The organism is Desulfuromonas sp. DDH964 (assembly GCF_001611275.1).
Classification (GTDB): Bacteria; Desulfobacterota; Desulfuromonadia; order Desulfuromonadales; family DDH964; genus DDH964.
This window is the reverse complement of record NZ_CP015080.1, coordinates 168358-185999: the sequence shown is the minus strand read 5'-3', so window position 1 is coordinate 185999 and position 17642 is coordinate 168358. Positions and strand designations below refer to the sequence as shown.

Annotated in this window: 17 protein-coding genes; 3 read left to right on the top strand and 14 right to left on the bottom strand. The window is 65.7% G+C overall.

Features of this window, described 5'->3' with window-relative positions:
- Positions 1–139: 139 nt before the first annotated feature.
- Positions 140–1960 (top strand): sensor histidine kinase, encoded by a 1821-nt coding sequence (locus tag DBW_RS00870; RefSeq protein WP_066722903.1) that lies wholly within the window; start codon positions 140–142, stop codon positions 1958–1960.
- A 23-nt stretch (positions 1961–1983) separates the two neighbouring features.
- Here the strand turns inward: DBW_RS00870 and DBW_RS00865 are convergent, their stop codons facing one another.
- Together DBW_RS00865 and DBW_RS00860 are read right to left on the bottom strand one after the other, a co-directional pair.
- Complete coding sequence (locus DBW_RS00865; RefSeq protein WP_066722901.1) at positions 1984–2514, bottom strand: hypothetical protein; 531 nt, start codon at positions 2512–2514, stop codon at positions 1984–1986.
- Positions 2501–3046, bottom strand: coding sequence for an RNA polymerase sigma factor (locus DBW_RS00860; protein ID WP_066722899.1), 546 nt, complete (start codon positions 3044–3046; stop codon positions 2501–2503). Before DBW_RS00860 ends, DBW_RS00865 begins: the two co-directional genes overlap by 14 nt.
- A 169-nt stretch (positions 3047–3215) precedes the next feature.
- Between DBW_RS00860 and DBW_RS00855 the strand changes: the two genes are divergently transcribed.
- Positions 3216–3839: a DUF6448 family protein gene (locus tag DBW_RS00855; RefSeq protein ID WP_066722897.1), complete on the top strand. Its 624-nt coding sequence runs from the start codon at positions 3216–3218 to the stop codon at positions 3837–3839.
- 123 nt (positions 3840–3962) lie between these two features.
- Here the strand turns inward: DBW_RS00855 and DBW_RS00850 are convergent, their stop codons facing one another.
- The 10 genes from DBW_RS00850 to DBW_RS00805 form a co-directional block, all read right to left on the bottom strand.
- A complete protein-coding gene (locus DBW_RS00850) occupies positions 3963–5630 on the bottom strand; it encodes an ASKHA domain-containing protein (RefSeq protein WP_066722894.1) in 1668 nt (555 codons plus the stop codon).
- A 4-nt stretch (positions 5631–5634) separates the two neighbouring features.
- Complete coding sequence (locus tag DBW_RS00845) at positions 5635–6657, bottom strand: uroporphyrinogen decarboxylase family protein (protein WP_442856872.1); 1023 nt, start codon at positions 6655–6657, stop codon at positions 5635–5637.
- Positions 6651–7718, bottom strand: a complete 1068-nt coding sequence (locus DBW_RS00840) for a uroporphyrinogen decarboxylase family protein (protein WP_066722889.1) — start codon at positions 7716–7718, stop codon at positions 6651–6653. The genes DBW_RS00845 and DBW_RS00840 overlap by 7 nt, the downstream gene beginning before the upstream one ends.
- Entirely contained in the window at positions 7715–8374 is a 660-nt protein-coding gene (locus DBW_RS00835; protein WP_066722886.1) for a corrinoid protein, read from the bottom strand. Before DBW_RS00835 ends, DBW_RS00840 begins: the two co-directional genes overlap by 4 nt.
- A gap of 16 nt (positions 8375–8390) precedes the next feature.
- Positions 8391–9206, bottom strand: coding sequence for an ABC transporter permease (locus DBW_RS00830; protein ID WP_082820099.1), 816 nt, complete (start codon positions 9204–9206; stop codon positions 8391–8393).
- Positions 9207–9208: 2 nt separating this feature from the next.
- Positions 9209–10060: an ABC transporter ATP-binding protein gene (locus DBW_RS00825; RefSeq protein WP_082820098.1), complete on the bottom strand. Its 852-nt coding sequence runs from the start codon at positions 10058–10060 to the stop codon at positions 9209–9211.
- Complete coding sequence (locus DBW_RS00820) at positions 10057–11094, bottom strand: ABC transporter substrate-binding protein (RefSeq protein WP_066722881.1); 1038 nt, start codon at positions 11092–11094, stop codon at positions 10057–10059. Before DBW_RS00820 ends, DBW_RS00825 begins: the two co-directional genes overlap by 4 nt.
- Before the next feature lie 252 nt (positions 11095–11346).
- A complete protein-coding gene (locus DBW_RS00815; RefSeq protein WP_231875361.1) occupies positions 11347–12843 on the bottom strand; it encodes a glycosyltransferase in 1497 nt (498 codons plus the stop codon).
- 44 nt (positions 12844–12887) lie between these two features.
- The gene (locus DBW_RS00810) at positions 12888–13334 is read right to left on the bottom strand and encodes a hypothetical protein (protein ID WP_066722879.1); all 447 of its coding nucleotides are present in this window, start codon (positions 13332–13334) and stop codon (positions 12888–12890) included.
- A complete protein-coding gene (locus DBW_RS00805) occupies positions 13331–14155 on the bottom strand; it encodes a sulfurtransferase (protein ID WP_066722877.1) in 825 nt (274 codons plus the stop codon). The genes DBW_RS00810 and DBW_RS00805 overlap by 4 nt, the downstream gene beginning before the upstream one ends.
- Between DBW_RS00805 and DBW_RS00800 the strand changes: the two genes are divergently transcribed.
- Positions 14154–15524, top strand: coding sequence for a glycosyltransferase 87 family protein (locus DBW_RS00800; RefSeq protein ID WP_066722874.1), 1371 nt, complete (start codon positions 14154–14156; stop codon positions 15522–15524). The genes DBW_RS00805 and DBW_RS00800 overlap by 2 nt on opposite strands.
- Here DBW_RS00800 and DBW_RS00795 read toward each other — a convergent pair.
- Together DBW_RS00795 and DBW_RS00790 are read right to left on the bottom strand one after the other, a co-directional pair.
- A complete protein-coding gene (locus tag DBW_RS00795) occupies positions 15433–16182 on the bottom strand; it encodes a glycosyltransferase family 2 protein (protein WP_066722871.1) in 750 nt (249 codons plus the stop codon). The two genes, DBW_RS00800 and DBW_RS00795, sit on opposite strands and share 92 nt — an antisense overlap.
- Positions 16172–17629: a mannose-1-phosphate guanylyltransferase/mannose-6-phosphate isomerase gene (locus DBW_RS00790; protein ID WP_066722868.1), complete on the bottom strand. Its 1458-nt coding sequence runs from the start codon at positions 17627–17629 to the stop codon at positions 16172–16174. The genes DBW_RS00795 and DBW_RS00790 overlap by 11 nt, the downstream gene beginning before the upstream one ends.
- Positions 17630–17642 lie beyond the last annotated feature (13 nt).

The window sequence follows — 17642 nt, the reverse complement described above, 5'->3', positions numbered from 1 at the left end:
ATCCAATTTGCGATACATATCAGTGATGGTTTGGCGATTTTGTTGCCCAAGGCGACGACCAGGGCTGCAGAAGTACATGCCGATCAACGACTCGCTGGTAGATGGCCCGCTCTTCACGATGCGATAATCGGGGGCGTAGATGACCATTTTCATGAGCATCAAGGGGCGTTTGATCCTCGCGGCAACCGTCATCATGCTCCTCAGCGCGCTGGTTCTGGGCGGCTATTCCTACCAGAACCAGGTTCGGCAGCTGCGGCATCGCTTCAGCGACCTGGCCATTCACGACCATCACCTGTTCGAAACCATCCTGCAATCCGATGCCGACGGTCTGCGCCGCGCCCTGACGGGGCTGAGCCGCCTGGAACCGCTGCTCGAACCGTTCGCCCGGGGCGATCGTTCCGCCCTGCTGGCGGCCGTACAGCCGGTTTTCACCGAGCTCAAAAGCCAGCATCACATCACCCACATGTACTTCATCTCCCTTGACGGCGAGGTCTTCCTGCGCGCCCACAGGCCGGAGCAGTTTGGCGACAGGCTGGAGCGGGCGACCTACCTGCGCGCCGCGGCGACCCGCTCGACGGCTCACGGCCTGGAAATGGGACGCAATTTTTTCTCCCTGCGCTGCGTCACCCCGATCTATCTGCACGGCACCCATATCGGCTATCTGGAGGTGGCCGAAGAGATCGATCACATTTTCGAGCAGATGAAGCACATCACCGGCAACGATTTCGGCCTGTTCCTGCCTGCCAGCTACCTTGAGTCGTACGATTCGGCCCTGCGCCCCGATGCCGAGGGCGACTTCAGTCTGCTCTACCCGACCAACCGGGAAACCTTCCTCCTGCTCGCTGACCGCTTGAACGGCCTGCTCGGTCGGGGCCTGGAAAGTTTTGCCGTCGAGCCTTCGCGCCTCGCCGGGCAAGAGTATCTGATCGGCGTCGGACCGGTCCGGGACGCCTTTGACCAAACCGCCGGCGTGCTGGTGACACAGCGCAACATCACCCTGTTGCACGACGCCCTCTGGCGCGGGGTGGTGTCGAGCCTGGCAGGATTTGTCGCCATCCTCGTGGTCGGCAACGCCCTGCTCTATCTCTCCATGCGCAAAAGCCTCAACCTGTTTCAGTCCCTGCACCAGCACATCCGGAACGTCACCCAATCCTGGGACAGCAAAGCCCGCCTGCAGATCGATACCCGCGACGAAATCGGTGAGCTGGCGACCGATCTCAACCGGTTACAGGACGAGATGCAGAAGATGCAGACCTCCCTGCAGCAGCGGGCCAGCGAACTGGCGGCGGCCAACCAGGAGTTGGAAGCGTTCGGCTACTCGCTCAGCCACGACCTGCGCACGCCGCTGGCCAAGATCGCGTCGGCGGCGGAGATCCTGCGGGAGAACTATGCAGCCAGCGTGGATGAGGATGGTCAGTTCCTGCTCACGACCATCTGCGCCGGCAGCGAACAGATGGACCGGTTGATCGAAGCCATCATGGTCTTGACGAAGAGCACCCGCAAGGAGCTGGCTCTGGAGACGGTCGATCTGGCGGCGCTGGCCCGCGAGGTGGCCGCCGATTGCGCCGACACCGACCCCGAGGAGCGCCGCGTCGAGTTCATCGCACCGGATCAGGTGCTGGTGCAGGGCGATACGCAACTGCTGCGCCCGGTGCTGAGCAACTTGCTGGAGAATGCCTGGAAATACACCCGCGAGCAATCGGCCCCGCGCGTTGAATTCGGCGTCGAAGAGCGTTCCGGCAAACAGGTCTTTTTCGTCCGGGACAACGGTATCGGCTTCGACATGCACGAGGCCGGCAAACTGTTTCAACCGTTCCAGCGCCTGAACAATGCCAGCGGGTTTGCGGGGACCGGCATCGGCCTGGCGACCGTGCAGAAAATCGTGCAGCGGCACGGGGGGCGGGTCTGGGCCAAAGGGAAGCTGGGGCAGGGGGCGACGTTCTTTTTCACCTTGAGCTGAGGGCGCAACCAGGCAGGAATGCTTCAGGCCAGGCGCTGGCGCAGGGTGCGAGTCAGGGCGAATCCGGCCAGATTGCCGAGGGCGGCGCCGGGAATCCAGGCCAGGGAGGCGACGACGAACGCTTCGCTGCCCAGCATCACCAGCATAAAATAGGCGATCGCAGCGTAACCGAGGAAAAAGGTGGTACTGAATCGCCTGGCCCAGGCCAGCTCGGTGCGCCGCAGCAGCAGACCGCACAGAATCCCACCGCAACTGACGAACAGCAGGCCGCAGAACAGGTAGAAGAACAGCGCCGGGGCACCGGCATGTCCGGCGTGCAAAGAGAGATGGCCGCCCAGGCCGAGACCGAACTGCGGGCAGACGGTCAGGGTGGCCAGCCCCGTGGCGATCTGGGCCAGGGTCATTTTCAGACCGGTCTGCCAGGTTTGCCGCCGCATCTCCCTGCCGATCCGCGCGCTGACAGCCTCATCGAGTGCCGGGCCGGGCGTTATCGGTCCTGTCGTTTCGAAATCGTGAAACTCCCGGTATATCTGGTCTTCGTCATGACGGGTCATGAGTCATCTCCTTGCCACCCAGTAACCGGCGCAGCCTGCCAAGGGCGCGGCTGGCCAGCTTCCGGGCATTGGCCGGCGACAGTTCGAGCTGCTCGGCGATCTCGGTAAAACTGAACCCCTGGCCGAAGCGCAGTTCCAACACCCGGCGCTGATCCGGGCTGAGCGTGGCGAGCGCGGGCAGCGCCTCGTGCAGAGGCGCCGGGTCCGGCACGTGGTCGGCAACGGCTGCCGCAACCTGCTCACCATCCAGCACGATGCGTGCGCTGCGGGTTTGCTCCCGCCGCGCGGCATCGATCAGGGCAGTGCGCACGATGGTAAACAGCCAGGGGAGAAACGGCAGCTCATCCCGGTAGTTGTCGCGGCTGCGGTGCAGTTTCAGAAATACGGCCTGAAAAACGTCTTCGGCCGCAGTCCGATCGCCTGACCGCTTCAACAGATAGCCCATCACTCGGCATTTATGCCGGGCGTACAATTGATCAAAGGCCGCCTGTTCTCCCCGGGCATAGGCCTGCATCAACTCTTCATCGGTCACAATTCCCGCTCTCCCCCGCTCTCCCCTTTTAAGACTATACGCAGCAGAACGTCCGGATGTGACGATCGGCAAAAAGACCATCGAACTGTCACATCTGCCGCCGTCGCTGCGTATTTACCAACAAGATGACCCGCATGTTCATTTTACCCATCGCCGAAGGAGAAGAAAGATGCCAAAGACACGTTTTGATCGCTTCCTGCTGCTGACCCTCGCTGCCGCCCTGCTGCTGACGCCCCAATTCACCTGGGCCCACTGCGACACCCTCGACGGACCGGTGGTGATTGACGCGCGTGCCGCACTGGCCGCACAGGATGTCACAACCGTCCTCAAATGGGTCCGCGCCGAGGACGAGGCAGAGATTCGCGCCGCCTTTGCCCAGACGCTCAAGGTGCGGCACCTCGATGGCAGCGCACAAGAACTGGCCGACCGCTATTTCTTTGAAACGCTGGTGCGGGTTCACCGGGCCGGCGAAGGTGCCCCCTACACCGGCCTGAAAGCCGGAGCGACCGTGCCGGCGCCGATCGCCAAGGCCGACCGGGCGCTGGAACAAGGCTCGGTCGACCAACTGGCGAAGGCCATCGCCGCCCATGTGGAGCAGGGGATTCGCGACAAGTTCGCTGCCGCCCATGCCAGCCGTCAACACGCCGCCGACAGCATCGCCGCCGGCCGCGCTTTTGTCGCCGACTACGTGACCTACGTGCACTACGTGGAGGGGATTGTCGAGGCGGTGCATGCCGGGCCGCACCACGGGACACCTAAACCGGAGAGTCATGGTGGCGGACACGCCCATTGACGGTTCGCCAGTTTACGAACAACCGGCCGGCCGGTGCAAGATACACTGAACTCTTGAGCTGCAGGTTGAATTCCCGGATTCGGGAAGGACTGCTGGATGGTTACGCGTGCGGGGGGGGAGGGATCAGAAACCGAGACTGGCGACGAAAACCTGTGCGAACTCCGCGTGGTGGGCCAGCTCCAGCACCTCGATCTTCCCGACCAGCTGCTGCAGGTGCGGGCGGCAGTCGCGGTTGAGGAGCAGGGCCTGGCTGCCGCTCTTGGCGGTGTTGCCGACGAATTCGATCCGTCCGGCGAACTCCGGGGGGAGCAGGCCGATGGTCAGCAGGCTCTCCGGGCGCAGGTGCAGGCCGAAGGAGCCGGCAATCAGCACGCCGTCGAGCTGCTCGGGGGAAAGACCGACCTGGCGCAGCAGCAGGTCGATCCCGGCCCGGATCGCCCCCTTGGCCAGCTGGACCTGGCGCAGATCGCCGCGGGTCAGCACCACCTCGTCGGCGATGACAAAGACCGGCTTTCCGTCCCGCGCGACCAGCCGGGCGCCGAGGCTGGCGGGCAGGCTGTCGGCCGAGCGCAAAAAGCCCCCCGCCCTGGTGACCACGCCGCTGCGCAGCAGCTCGGCGACGGCATCGAGCAGGCCGCTGCCGCACAGGCCGAGCGGATCTCGCTCGCCGATGGTCTGCAGGGCGATCGCCCCGTCAGCGTCGATCCGAACGCGCTCGATCGCTCCGGCGGCGGCGCGCATGCCGCAGCGGATGTTCATCCCCTCGAAGGCCGGTCCGGCGGCGGTGGAGGTGGCAAAGAGTCTGCCCTGGTGGGCGAGGATCATCTCGCCGTTGGTGCCGATATCGATCAGCAGCATGCTGCGCGTCTCGCTATCGAGGCCGGCGGCGAGCAGCCCGGCGCTGAGGTCGGCGCCGACATAGGCCGAGATGATCGGCGGCAGGTAGACCTGGCCGACGGCGGCGATCTCAAGGCCGAACTCGGCAGCCGGGTGGCGGCTGCCGCCGCTCAGGGTCGGGGTGTAGGGAGAGTGGCCAAGGGGGGAGGGATCGGTGCCGGTCGCCAGGTGCAGCATGCAGGTGTTACCGCACAGGACCGCTTCGTAAATCGCTTCCCGCCCGATCCCGGCAGCAGCCGCCACCTCGGCGGTCAGCTGGTTGAGGGCGTCAAGCAGCTCGCCGCGCAGCTGCGACAGGCCGCCCTCCCGGGAAGCAAAGCGGATGCGCGACAGCACATCCTGGGCGTGACGCGCCTGGGGATTGAGACTGGAGGCGACCGCCAGCTCGGCGCCGGTGCGCAGATCGATGAGGGCGACGACCAGGGTGGTGGTGCCGATATCGACCGCCAGGCCGAACTGCTCGCCGCGGGTGTCCCCCTGCTCCACGCCGAGCAGGTCCTCGCCACTATGTACCAGCGTCTGGCCGGTAGCCGCCACGAACTCCTTGCCGACCGCCGGTCGCAGGGGGACGCTGCGGGCCGCTCCACCGTGGGCAATGCGCAGCCCCGTCTCGCGCTGGCGCTCCGCCAGTTCCAGTCGCAGATCGCCGCAGACCTGCTCCTGGCAGGCGAGAAGCCAGCCGTCCGCCTGTTCCGCACGGCTGAGGGCGTGGCGGGCGCCGACGATGGTCCGAGTCTCGCCGGCCAGGCGCCGCACCTTGCATTTGCCACAGGTGCCGACCCCGTCGCAGGGGGCCTCGATCACCACCCCCGCGCGCCGTGCCGCCTGCAGCAGCGTGGTGCCGACTTCAACCTCGACCTGGCGCGCGGCGGGGAAAAATTCGATCAGCGGCACGGCGTCAGCCCGCTTTGACCGTGCCGGTCAGGGCACGGATGTTGGCCAGGGCGCTGGCGGTGGAGAGACCGCAGGCCGGGGCGATGATGTCGACGCCGGCCCGGACCAGGCCCGCCGTCTGCCGCTCGATCTTCGCCGGATCGCCCGCTTCGAGCAGAAAGGTGCTGATGTTGCCCATGGTGGTCAGCTGCGGAAAGTCGTGCTTGAGCTGCGCGAGGTTGACCAGGGCGTCGGTACTCAGGGCATCGGCGCGCAGCCGGCCCACCAGCGGCCGCACGCTCTTGAGATCGCCGCAGATATGCAGAATCGCCGGCCGGCCGGCGGCGCGGATACTCCCGGTCAGTCGGTTCAGATACGGAACAGCGTAACTCTCGAACATTTTCGGCCCGAGAATCTCGCCGGTGGCGGTCGGATCGCCGATGGCCACCGCCGCGGCGCCGGCCTCGATCAGCAGCCGGGCGAACCCTTCCAGAAAAGCGGTCACATAATCGAGCACCCGATGGGCGTGCTCGGCATCCTTGCGCAACTCGCGCAGAAACTGCATCGGGTCGACAATCGACGCAGCGGTGGAGACCGGCCCGGTGAGGCTGGCGATGACCGGCTGCTCCGGGTGGCGGCGCGCCAGCGCCTCCACCGTCGCCGCGACGGTCCGGATGCGCCCGGCGCCGAGCAGCTCGGCCAGGGGGCGATAAACCACCTGCCGGGACGAGGGGAAGATTTCGCGGGCGATTTTCGGCTCGCAGCTCAGCGACCCGAAGTCGATCTCGCTGCCGAGCACTTCGGCCTCGACGGTCATGCAGAAGGGGACGCCGATATTCTCAAAGCCGGTCGCCTGCTGCACCTCCGTCGCCAGGGCCGCCATCAAACCGGCATCGTGATGGCCGGCCGGCAGGGTGACTCCGCTGGAGGTCATCACCTCGACCACCGCCGCGTTCATCATGCCGCCGGTACAGATGGCCGGCGGCCGGTCGACCGGCTGTCGGCTCAAGGTGCGTTGCAGGCGTTCCTTGGGGCTGAGACTCATGATCCCTCCGTCAGGGCATGCGGCTGGACCGGCCAGCCGATCTCGCGCACCGCCGCGAGCATGGCGTCAATATTGGCGAAGGGGGTTTCGGTCGGCAGGCTGCACCCCGAAGCGACGATATAGCCCCTGGGCGCGGCGTGCGCCTGGCGCACGCCATCGCGCACCGCCTGCCGCACCGTCGCCGGCGTCCCCGACAGCAGGACCGCCGTCGGGTGGACATGGCCCATGATCCGGACCCGGTCGCCGATCTTCGCGGCGGCCGCGGCCAGGTCGACCTCGTTGTCGAGACTTAAGGTATCGGCGCCGGTGGCGACCATCCCCTCCCAGCTCTTTTCGGTCTTGCCGCAGATGTGTAGGGTCACCGGCTTGCCCTGGCGATGGATGAAGTCGACCAGTTCGGTCAGGTAGGGCTGGGCAAAGGTCGCGAACTGGCGCGGGCTGATCACCGTGCTCGACGCCATCGGCTCGGTGAGGCTGGGGGTGCCGCCGGCGGCGATGATCGCCGCCGCGAAGCCGATGGCGCTGTCCAGGGCAATCCGGCACAAGCGATGGACGGCCTCCGGATCCTTCAGCATCAGCCGGCTCAGTTTTTCGGCCCCGATCAGGAACGAGGCGGTGGTCAGCGGGCCGGTGACGGCGGCGCTCACCGGCACCTGGTCGCCGATGGCGGCCAGGGTACGCTCCAGAGCCTCCAGGTGCCGCGGCAGCAGGCCGTCGCGGCGGGGGTCAGCAGGTTGCAGCGCGGCGATACCGGCCACGTCGTCGATGGCCGGCGCGGCGAGATAGGCGGTTTCGTCCTCGGGAAGGGTCACCGTTGCTCCCATCGCCTCGGCCAGTACGTAGAGGTCGGTGAAGATGCGGACGTTGTCGTAACCGAAGCGGCGCCAGGCGGCGGTTTGCGCCGCGGCAAGCAGGCGGGCATCGGCACGCAGGGCGCGCACCTTGACGCCGAGCACCCGCGCGGCGCCATTGCCGACGATCGGCACGCACGGCAGGCGGTCGATGGGCTCGCCCCGCCCCCAGGCGGCCAGCCGCTGGACAGGTGTCAGCGCATCGCGGTTCATGCCGCGACCTCGCTGCTGGCCGTCAGGCGCCGCACCAGCTTGACCGCCTCGGCGGCGTTGGCGGCGTAGCCGTCGGCGCCGATGCGACTGGCGAAGCCCTGCGAGATCGGCCCGCCGCCGACGATCACCCGGAAGCGCTGGCGATTGCCCCGCTCGTCGAGCAGGCGCACCACCTCGCCCATCCCGTCCATGGTGGTGGTCATCAGGGTGGAGAGGGCGATGACCTGCGCGTCGATCCGCTCGGCGGTGGTGACGAATGCGAGCGGTGCGATGTCGCGGCCGAGGTCGGTGACCTCGAAGCCGGCGGCCTCCAGCAGAATCCGCACCAGGTTCTTGCCGATGTCATGGGTATCCCCCTGGATGACACCGATCACCACCCGCACCTTGTCGGCCGCCGCGGCGACCCGCAGGTGCGGCCGCAGAATCTCCAGCCCGGCATACATGGCGTCGGAACACATCAACAGTTCGGGGATGAAATACTCCTCCTCCTCGAACAGCGCGCCGGCCCGTTCCATGCCGATCGCCAGCCCCTGGTCGATGGCGCGGTAGGCGTCGATATTCCGGCGGATCGCCTCCTGCGCCAGCGCGACGGTTTGCTCCTCGTCCATTTCGACCACCGCGGTGGCCAGGGCTTCGAACAGTTCCTGATCTTGCATCCTTGGTCTCCTTGCGTCAGCGCACCCAGAAGAACAGGCGGCGTTTGATCTTTTCCAGCAGGGCCATGGCGGAAAAGGCCACCAGGCCGGTGTAGAGGATGCCGGCGACCATGCGCGGATAATCGGCGTAGTCGGCATAATACTGGACGAAACGCCCCAGCCCCTTGTGGGCGCCGAAGAGTTCGGCCACCGTCAGCATGATGAAGGAGAGGACCAGCCCCACTCCCAGTCCCGAAAAGACCTGCGGCAGGGCCGCCGGCAGGACCACCCGGCGCAGGTAGGGAAGATAGGCGATGCCGAGGACCCGGGCGTTGTCGCGGTGGCGCTGCGGGGTCTGGGCGGCACCGGCGGCGGTATTCACGAAGATCGGCCAGAAGGCGCCGACAAAGACCACGAAGATCGCCGCGGTGAAAAAACTCGGCAGCAGGGCGATGGCATAGGGGATGTAGACCGTCGGCGGAATCGGCGCGGCGACCCGGGCGAAGGGGTTGAAGGCGCGCGACAACCAGCCGCTGGTGCCGACCAGCAGCCCCCAACCGATGCCGGCGACGATCGCCAGGCCGTAGCCGGGGAGAAAGATCAGCAGCGACGCCCAGGTCCCCTGCAACAGTTCGGGGAGCGACTGCCAGAGGGCGACGGCCGTCACCCGCGGGGTCGGAAAGAGTCCCGGGTTGGGGAGCTCGACGGCGGTGGTGAGAAACTGCCAGAGCCCGAGCAGGGCGAGAAAAAAGAGCCACCCTTCGCGACCCTGCACGCCGGGAAATCTCCAGGCGGCAGATTGCCCGCGGGGTTGCGCGCCGATGACGGCGGTTCTCAGTTGCGATTCAGCCATGTTCAGATTCCTTCCGCCGGCGAGCTGATTTGTTCCTCCGCGGCGAGGCGCCGCTGGATGTCGGAGCGATAGAGCTCGTCGATCTGCTGGCGCAACCTCTGGTAGCGCCCGTCGGCAAAGACCTGGCGACGCTGGCGCGGGCGCTCGAAGGGGACCTCCAGATCGGCGATCACCCGGCCCGGAGTGGAGCCGAGCACTACCAGCCGGTCGCCGAGAAAGAGGGCTTCCTCCACGTCGTGGGTGACGAAAACCACGGTCTTGCGCGGCTGTTCCGCCCGCCAGATCTCCAGCAGCAGATCCTGCAGGCGCAGGCGGTTGACCGGGTCGAGGGCGCCGAAGGGCTCGTCGAGGAGCAACACCGGCGAGCCGAGGGCGAGGACGCGGGCGATGGCGGCGCGCTGCTGCATGCCGCCGGAGAGCTCGAAAGGGTACTTCTTCGCGGTCCCGGCCAGGCCGACCATCTGCAGGTAGGCCGCCGCCAGCTCCCGGCGCCCTTTGCGCGGCATCTCGGGCAAGGACTTTTCGAGGGCCAGGCCGATGTTGTCGGCGAGGTTCAGCCAGGGGTAGAGGGAGTAGTCCTGAAAGACCACCCCGCGCTCGATGCCGGGACCGCTGATCGGACTCCCCTGCCAGTGCAGACTGCCGGTGCTGGGCACCTCAAGCCCGGCGAGGAGGCGCAGCAGGGTGGTCTTCCCCGAGCCGGAGGGGCCGAGCAGGCAGACAAACTCGCCGGCCGCGATCTGCAGCTTGATCTCCCGCAAAATTTCGGTCTCGCCGTAGGAGAAGCGCACCCCTCCCACGGCAAGCCCCCCCCTCCGCGAACTCTCTGCTGCCGAAAATGCTCCTGCAGTCATGAACGATCCCGTGCGTTGAAGATCTCCCAGAGCTTGGCCCAGAAGGCCTCCTTGGGCTCTTCTCTGGTCAGTTCAAAGAGCGCCAGCCGGTAGATCTCGGTATTGATGTAGGGGGCGATCGCCTTGTTCGACTCGACGAAGCCGCTTTTCTGCATGGTGCTCCAGAACTCCTCCACCCCCTTGACGTTGGGGTCGGAAGACTGGTCGAGATGCGGGCTGTAGTAGGCCTTCTCGATCAAGGCCGCGTCGAGCTTGAGATATTTGGTGATGATCGCCACGGTCTCCGGCCGATTTTCGCTGGCGAACTTTTCGGCCTTGAGGATCGCCCGCAGGAAGTGCTTCCAGGTCTCGGGATGATCCGTGGCGCTGGCGTTGCTGACAGTCAGGCGGCAGCAGGGATGGCCGGGGGAGAGTTCGTCGCTGCGGATCACCACCTTGAGCCCCTGCTCCTCGGCGCGAAGATCGTGCGGACCCCAGACCAGGCCGGCATCGACCTGGCCGGACTTGACCGCTTCGATCACCGCCGGCGGGTTTTTCAGCTCAAAGATTTCGACTTCGGTTTTCCAGTCGATACCGGCCTGATTGAGGGCGCCACGCAGCACCGCATCGCCACTGGCCAGGCGCACCGTGGCGACCTTCTTCCCTTTCAGGTCGGTCACTTTCCGCACCTTGTCGGCGTTGGCCGCGGTGGTGATCAGCGCCGCGTCCTGCCCCATGATCCCGCCGATCACCTGGATCTCGGCCCCCTTGGCGATATGCACCAGCGGCGCGGTGGTGCCGAAGGCGCCGACGTCGAGCTGACCGGCGCGAATCGCCGACAGGCCGTCGGCCGAGTTGTGGAACTGGATCAGTTCGACATCGAGCCCTTCGGCAGCGAAGAACCCCTTGTCCTGGGCGATGAAGAACTTGGCGTGGCCGGTCACCGGCAGGTAGCCGACCTTGAGCGGGGTTCCGGCCAGGGCCGGCAGGGCCGACAGCACCAGCAGGGTGACGGCGGCAAGGGGGGTGAGACGATGCAACAGCGAAATATTCATGGTCGATCTCCTTTGGCCTTAAGCGTGGCGTACACGTCAGGCAGAAAAAAAGAGGCCAGAACACCGTCACCCCGGAAGAGAGGGGGGAGAAGCATTCTGGCCTCCGGTTGGTCCGGTCAGCCGGTTGGTTGTCAATGTCGCCTGGGCAAAACTATAAAAGCGCCGGCGGACGCCTGTCAAGAAAAAACTTATTTGCCTATCGTTTTTATCGTCTTTTACTCAGGGGCGCTCCGTTTTCTCCCGGTCCGGTGCTTAACGGCTGCTGCGCATAGAGAAGTAGCGTGTCAGCCGATCACTCCCTTCGCGCCAGATCAGCAGCAGAAAGCCGGCGGGAAAGAGCGCCGCCAGCGGAATGGCGGCCCAGACGCGCCGATCCCAGGAGAAGGCGAGGGGGAGCAGGCTGTAGGTGAAGAGCAGCAGATTCAGCAGCAGATAGGCGCAGCCCTTCTGGGCATAGATGTTCGACAGCGCACGGCGGCGACCGCGACCGGTCAGGCCGAATTTAGGGGTGCGCTCAAAGATCCCGCCGCGCCGGGTCAACCCCTGGAAGATGGCAAAGAGGAGGCTGGGAGCCAGGCCGATACAGAGTGCGGGGAGCAGCGGCAGATAGCGCAGGCTGGCAAAGTTGCGCCGCACCAGCAGGTGGAGCAGAAAGAAAAAGGTCAGGGCGGCGCTGGCGCCGAAAAAGAGCGGCAGATCGAGGCGCAGCAGCTGGTAGGGACCGATGCCGACCCGCCAGGTCATGACCGGATAGAGGGTCAGCACGATCAGGGTCGCGAGGAGCCAGCCGAAGTTCGCCAGCAGATGAAAGCCGGCCTCGACCTTTATCTGGAGCGGCAGCGGCGCGCGCCAGATGCGCGGCAGCAGTTTGCGCGCGGTCTGCAACGATCCCTTGGCCCAGCGCTGCTGCTGGCTGCGGAAGGCCGCCAGGGTCACCGGCAACTCCGACGGGACGGCGACCTCATCCAGGCAGATAAAACGCCAGCCTGCCAATTGGGCGCGGTAGCTCAGGTCGAGGTCTTCGGTCACGGTATCGGCCTGCCAGCCGCCGGCTGCTTCGATCGCCTGACGCCGCCAGATGCCGGCGGTGCCGTTGAAGTTGAAAAAGAGGCCGCGGCGAAAGCGGACCAGGTGTTCGATGCGGAAATGGGGTTCGAGCAGGATCGTCTGCACCCGGGTCAGCCAGGAGTGTTCACTGTTGCAGAAACTCCAGCGGGTCTGCACCATGCCGATCCGCGGGTCACGAAACTGCGCCACCGTGCGGCGCAGAAAATCGGGCGACGGGATAAAGTCGGCGTCGAAAATCGCCACCAGCGATCCCCGGGCACTCTTCAGCCCCGTCGCCAGCGCACCCGCCTTGTAGCCACTGCGCTCTGTGCGGCGGATCACCTGCATGTCGATGCCGCGCTGCCGCCAGTAGGCGCTGCGCGCATCGACCAGCGCACAGGTTGCGTCGTTCGAATCGTCCAGTACCTGAATTTCGAGGCGTTCTGCGGACCAGTCGAGGGCGGCAGCCGCATCGAGCAGGCGCACTGCGACGAATTGCTCATTATAGAGTGGCAGCTGCACGGTCACGATCGGCAACTCTTCCCCCGCAGCGGCGGAAGGGGGCAAGGGATCGGGCCGGTGCCGCTCGTTCATCCAGCAGGCCAGCAGCCAGAGCCGGTGCAGGCCATAACAGGCCAGTCCGGCCAGCGAGGTGAAATAGAGCCCGGCACAGAGCCGGGCAAAGAGATCAGTCAGGGTCACGGGAACCAGAAAACCTTTCCTTCTTTGGGGGCCGTGGTGCGGCTTCAGCCATCTTCACCAAGCCGGCGGTTCTCAAACAGATAGTGGCGCGGATGCCAGGCTTTGAGCTCGGCCCGGCTCCCTTCAAGCGTGAGATCGGCGACCGGCAGCAGCCAGAATTTCTGGCTCCACAACTGCCAGTTTCCCTGTAATTGCAGCTGACCGTCAAGATCGCTGCGACCAACCGCCAGCACCTGTCCGTCGCGCGGCTTGTCGTTATGCCGCACCAGGGCGTAATCGCTCTGCGGTGCAAGTCCGTGCGCACTGAAGCGGAATACTCCCTGGGCCGGATCATAGCGCAACTCCCCCGCGGCGCCCCCCGCAACCACCTGCCAGTTGCGTGGATCCTTGGCTTGCAGCCAGAGCACCTGTTCGGCCATCGCCGCTCCCCTGCTTCCCGAAATCAACAGCAGGGCCAGGAGCAGCGCGCCGATGAAACGGCGCGCGGTCAAGGTTGCGACCGGCGGTTCCAGGCTTCCATGCTCCCCTCGTAATTACGCCCGTTCGGCAGGCCCGCAAGCTGGTAGACCAGCCAGGCGTAGGCCGAACGGATGCCACCGGCACAGTAAAAAACGACCGGCTTCGACGGATCGATCTCATTCCTGGCGAGGAGTTTTTGCAGCGCATCCGGTGTCAGAGGGGCACGATTTTCACCCTGGTAAAAATCCTCCCAGGGGATGCGCACCGCACCCGGAACCCGCCCCTTGACCCATTCGAGCAAGGAGCGGACATCGACCAGCGTCTGCGCCTGCGGGGCCTGCACGATCTCCTCTGTAGAGATATACAGTTCCGCGCGCGGCGCAACCTGATAGGCGGCACTCTCTTTCACTGCCGAGGTTTCGCCGGTCAGGGGGAGTTGCGCCTGCCGCCAGGCCTGCACGCCACCGTCCAGCAGGCGGATCGGTCCCCGATGTCCCAGCCAGGCGAGCAGCCAGACGGTCCAGCCTTCACCGCCCCAGCTGGTGTCGGCATCGCCATAGACCACCAGCGGTGTTTGTTCGCTGATGCCGAGTTGACCCAGGGCGGCAGCCAGTTCCTGCGCCGGCCAGGGGCGGTAGGGGATTCCTTGCGCGTCGGTTCTGGTGTAATCTTCCCACGAAAATGAATGCGCTCCGGGCAGATGCCCGGCCGCCCACTCTGCCTTGGGGCGCGCATCGAGGAGCACCCATGCCTCGCTCTGCTGCTGCAGGGTCGCCACCGTGATCAGGCCAAGATCGACTTGATGGTTGGTTCCGGCTTCCACCGCGTAGACGGGTGACAGAAAAGCTGCCATGAACAGTCCTCCCGCCAGCCATAATCGCTGGAAAAATTTAACCCGTTTGACTCCGCTGCTCCTGGTCATCCTTGGCTCCTTTTTATGGTTGGCCCGGCAAGCCGACCTGCGCCTGGTCGTGCCTGAACTGATCGGGGTTTGCGCCCTCGCTGTGATGATGCTGGGGCTGCTGGTTTTTGTCTGCGCGCGCGGCCTGATCCGCTGCCCGACGCTGTTGATTCTGGCGGTGGCCCTGCTGTTGCGCCTCGTTTTTGTCGTCGCGCCGCCGCAGCTCTCCGATGATCTCTACCGGTATCTGTGGGATGGCCACCAGCTGCGCCAGGGGGTCAATCCCTACGCCGCCGCCCCCGCCGTTGCCCCGGCATCCGCCGACCGGGAGGCGCTGCGCGGGTTGATCAATCATCCCGACCTGGTCACCATCTATCCGCCGGCGGCGCAACTGTTGTTTGCCGCCGGCACCCTCTTCGGCGACGGCGTTACCAGGTTCAAGCTCTTTCTGGTGCTGCTCGATCTCGTTCTGTGTCTGGTGCTGCTGGGCCTGTTGACCGTTTTACGCCGTCCCCCCTGGTGGCTCATCCTCTACGCCTGGAATCCGCTGCCGGTCCTCGAAATCGCGGCTTCGGGGCATATCGACGGGGCAGCCATGCTGTTTCTGCTGGCCGCCCTGCTGGTGCTGCTGAAGGAGATTCCCCGTTCGCCGCGCGCGGCGGTCGCCACCACCATCGCCGGGGGACTCTTCGCGGCGGCGGTGCTGGTTAAACTCTTCCCGCTGGTTTTTTTGCCGGCGCTTCTCCTTTTGTGCCGGGGTGTGCGGCGCTGCTTTCTGGGCGGCTTTCTTCTCGTGGCCCTGCTCCTCAGCCTCCCCTTCTGGCCGGAACTGCAGAACGGGCTCGACACCCTCGATCTCTATCTGCGCAACTGGGAGTTTGCCGGACTGGCCTATCGCGCCCTGCGCGATCTGACCTCGGGAGGCACGGCGCGCCTGCTGCTGGCGACAACCTTTGGTCTGGCAGCAGCGGGGCTCTATCTGCGCGCCGCGCGGCAGGCGACGACAACGGCAGTTATTCAAACCAGCTATGCGGTCACCCTGCTTTTCCTGCTGCTGACCACAACCCTGCACCCCTGGTACGCCCTCTACCTGGTGGCACTGCTGCCGCTGGCCGGCGGCCCGGCCGGGCTGGCGCTCGGCTGGTCGGTGCTGCTCGGCTATCAGGTGCTGACCCCCTATGCCATCCTTGGCCAGTGGCAGGAACAGTCCTGGGTCGCGGCGGCGATTGTCAGCGCTCCGCTTTGTACGCGCCTTGCAACGCGACTGGCGTCGCGCTGGTCGCCGTCAAGCGTTCACGACCGATCACCCACAGAATCCTGACCCCCGCCCTGATTACGCCGCTGACCGTGCGGCTGATCTTCGAATCTCCGGCCATCCGCGCCCGATAGGGAAGCGGCAACTCCAGCACCCGCAGCCCCGCCTTGAGGGCGCGAATCTGCATTTCGACCGTCCACCCGAAGCTGCGATCCTGCATGTCGAGACGTTCCAAAGCGGTCCAGCGGATCGCGCGCAGCGGGCCCAGATCCTCATAACGGTGCCCCCAACCAAGTCGGATCAGCCGCGTGGCCAGCCAGTTGCCGAAGCGCTGCTGTGCGCTTAAGGCGCCGCGCCCCTCGGGGATGCGCCGCGCCAGGGCCAGATCACAACGGCCGGCGGTTATCAGGGAGAGCAGCTGTGGCAGATTTTCCACGCCATCGCTGCCGTCGGCATCGGCAAAGGCGACAAGCTCCGGCGGATTTTCGCGCAGAACCGCCAGTCCGGCCAGGCAGGCGGCGCCATAACCGGGGCGCGCCGCGTAAACAACCTCGGCCCCGGCGACGCGGGCCACCTCGCCGGTGGCATCGGTCGATCCGTTGTCCACCACCAGCACCCGCGTCACCTCGGCAGGCACCCGCGCCAGCACCTGCGGCAGCGCCAGTTCCTCATTGCGGGCCGGGATGATCAGGGCGATCGCCGACGGTCTGTAGCTAGCGTCCATATTCATCCTCAATCCGCGTAATATCGTCCTCTTCGAGGTAACCTCCCGACTGCACCTCAATTACCTGCAACGGCACCGCACCGGGGTTCATCAGGCGGTGCACCACCCCCGCCGGGATCCTGGCCGAGTCGTTTTCGCTGATTAGCAGAACTTCGTCACCTCTTTCCACCTGCCCCACCCCGCTCACTACCACCCAATCTTCGGCACGATGCTGGTGGAGCTGTCGGGAGAGCGCCGCCCCGGGATCGACGGTAAGAAGCTTCAGTTTGAATCCTTGGCCCACGGCGAGGATTTCGTAGTGTCCCCACGGGCGCTGGCAGCGCCGCGGCCATATCGTTTCCGGCCGCTTCTGCTCCGCGAGGCGGGCAACAACCTGGGCAACCCTGTGGGCGCTCTCTCTGGAGGCGACCAGTACTGCATCCCCGCTTTCCACCACAATGCAGTCCTGCAAGCCGACGGCAACCAGCAGTTGCCTGTCCGAGGAGAGATAACAGCCGGTGCTCTCTTCCGCCATCACGTCACCCCGGCAGACATTCCCAGCGCCGTCCTTGCCGGCCACCTCCCAGACTGAGGGCCAGGTACCGAGGTCGAACCAGCCGGCAGCCAGCGGAACAACCCGGGCGCGCCGGGTTCGTTCCAGGACCGCCCGGTCGAGCGAAAGGTCGGGGCAGGCAGAGTAGCCGGCGGCGCCCAGCCGGACCGATCCGTCCGTCGAAGCCACCGCGTCACGCCAGGCCGATCGGCAGGCCACCAGCACCTCGGGTGCATGCTCCGCCACCTCGGCAAGCCAGGTGGAAGCACGCACCAGCAGCATCCCGCTGTTCCAGAAGCAGTCCCCGGTTAAAAGCATTTTACGGGCACTCTCCCGATCCGGTTTCTCAACAAAGGAACAGACGGCCGCGGGAGGGGGCGCAGCGGCCGCACGAATATAGCCGAAGTTGGAGTCGGCCGTCGTCGGAACGACGCCGAACAGAATGATATCACCCGCGGTTGCCGCAGCGATGCCCATCTCGACCCCGCTCGCGAAAGCCGCCTCATCGGTGATCTGGTGATCTGCGGGCAGGACCAGCAACAGAGGATCATCGGCAGATTGCGCGTGCAGGGCCGCCACGGTCAATGCCGCCGCCGTATTGCGACCGGTCTGTTCCAGCAGGATCGTTCCCACCTGAAAACCGTGGATTCGTAACTGATCGGCCACAGCAAGCTGGTGATCCGCATGGCAGACAATGACCGGATCGCCGCACTGCGCCAACGCGCGCGTCCGCGACAGCGTATCGAGCAACAACGATCGGGCGCCGTCGAAAGAGAGCAGATACTTGGGATATCCAGCCCGCGAGAGGGGCCAGAGCCGGGTGCCGCTGCCCCCCGCCATAACCACCGGCAGGATGGGCAGATGCGCTGCGCCACCGATCAAAGCAGAAGGAATAGGATCCTCACGATGGAACATCTCGCCCCTTGCC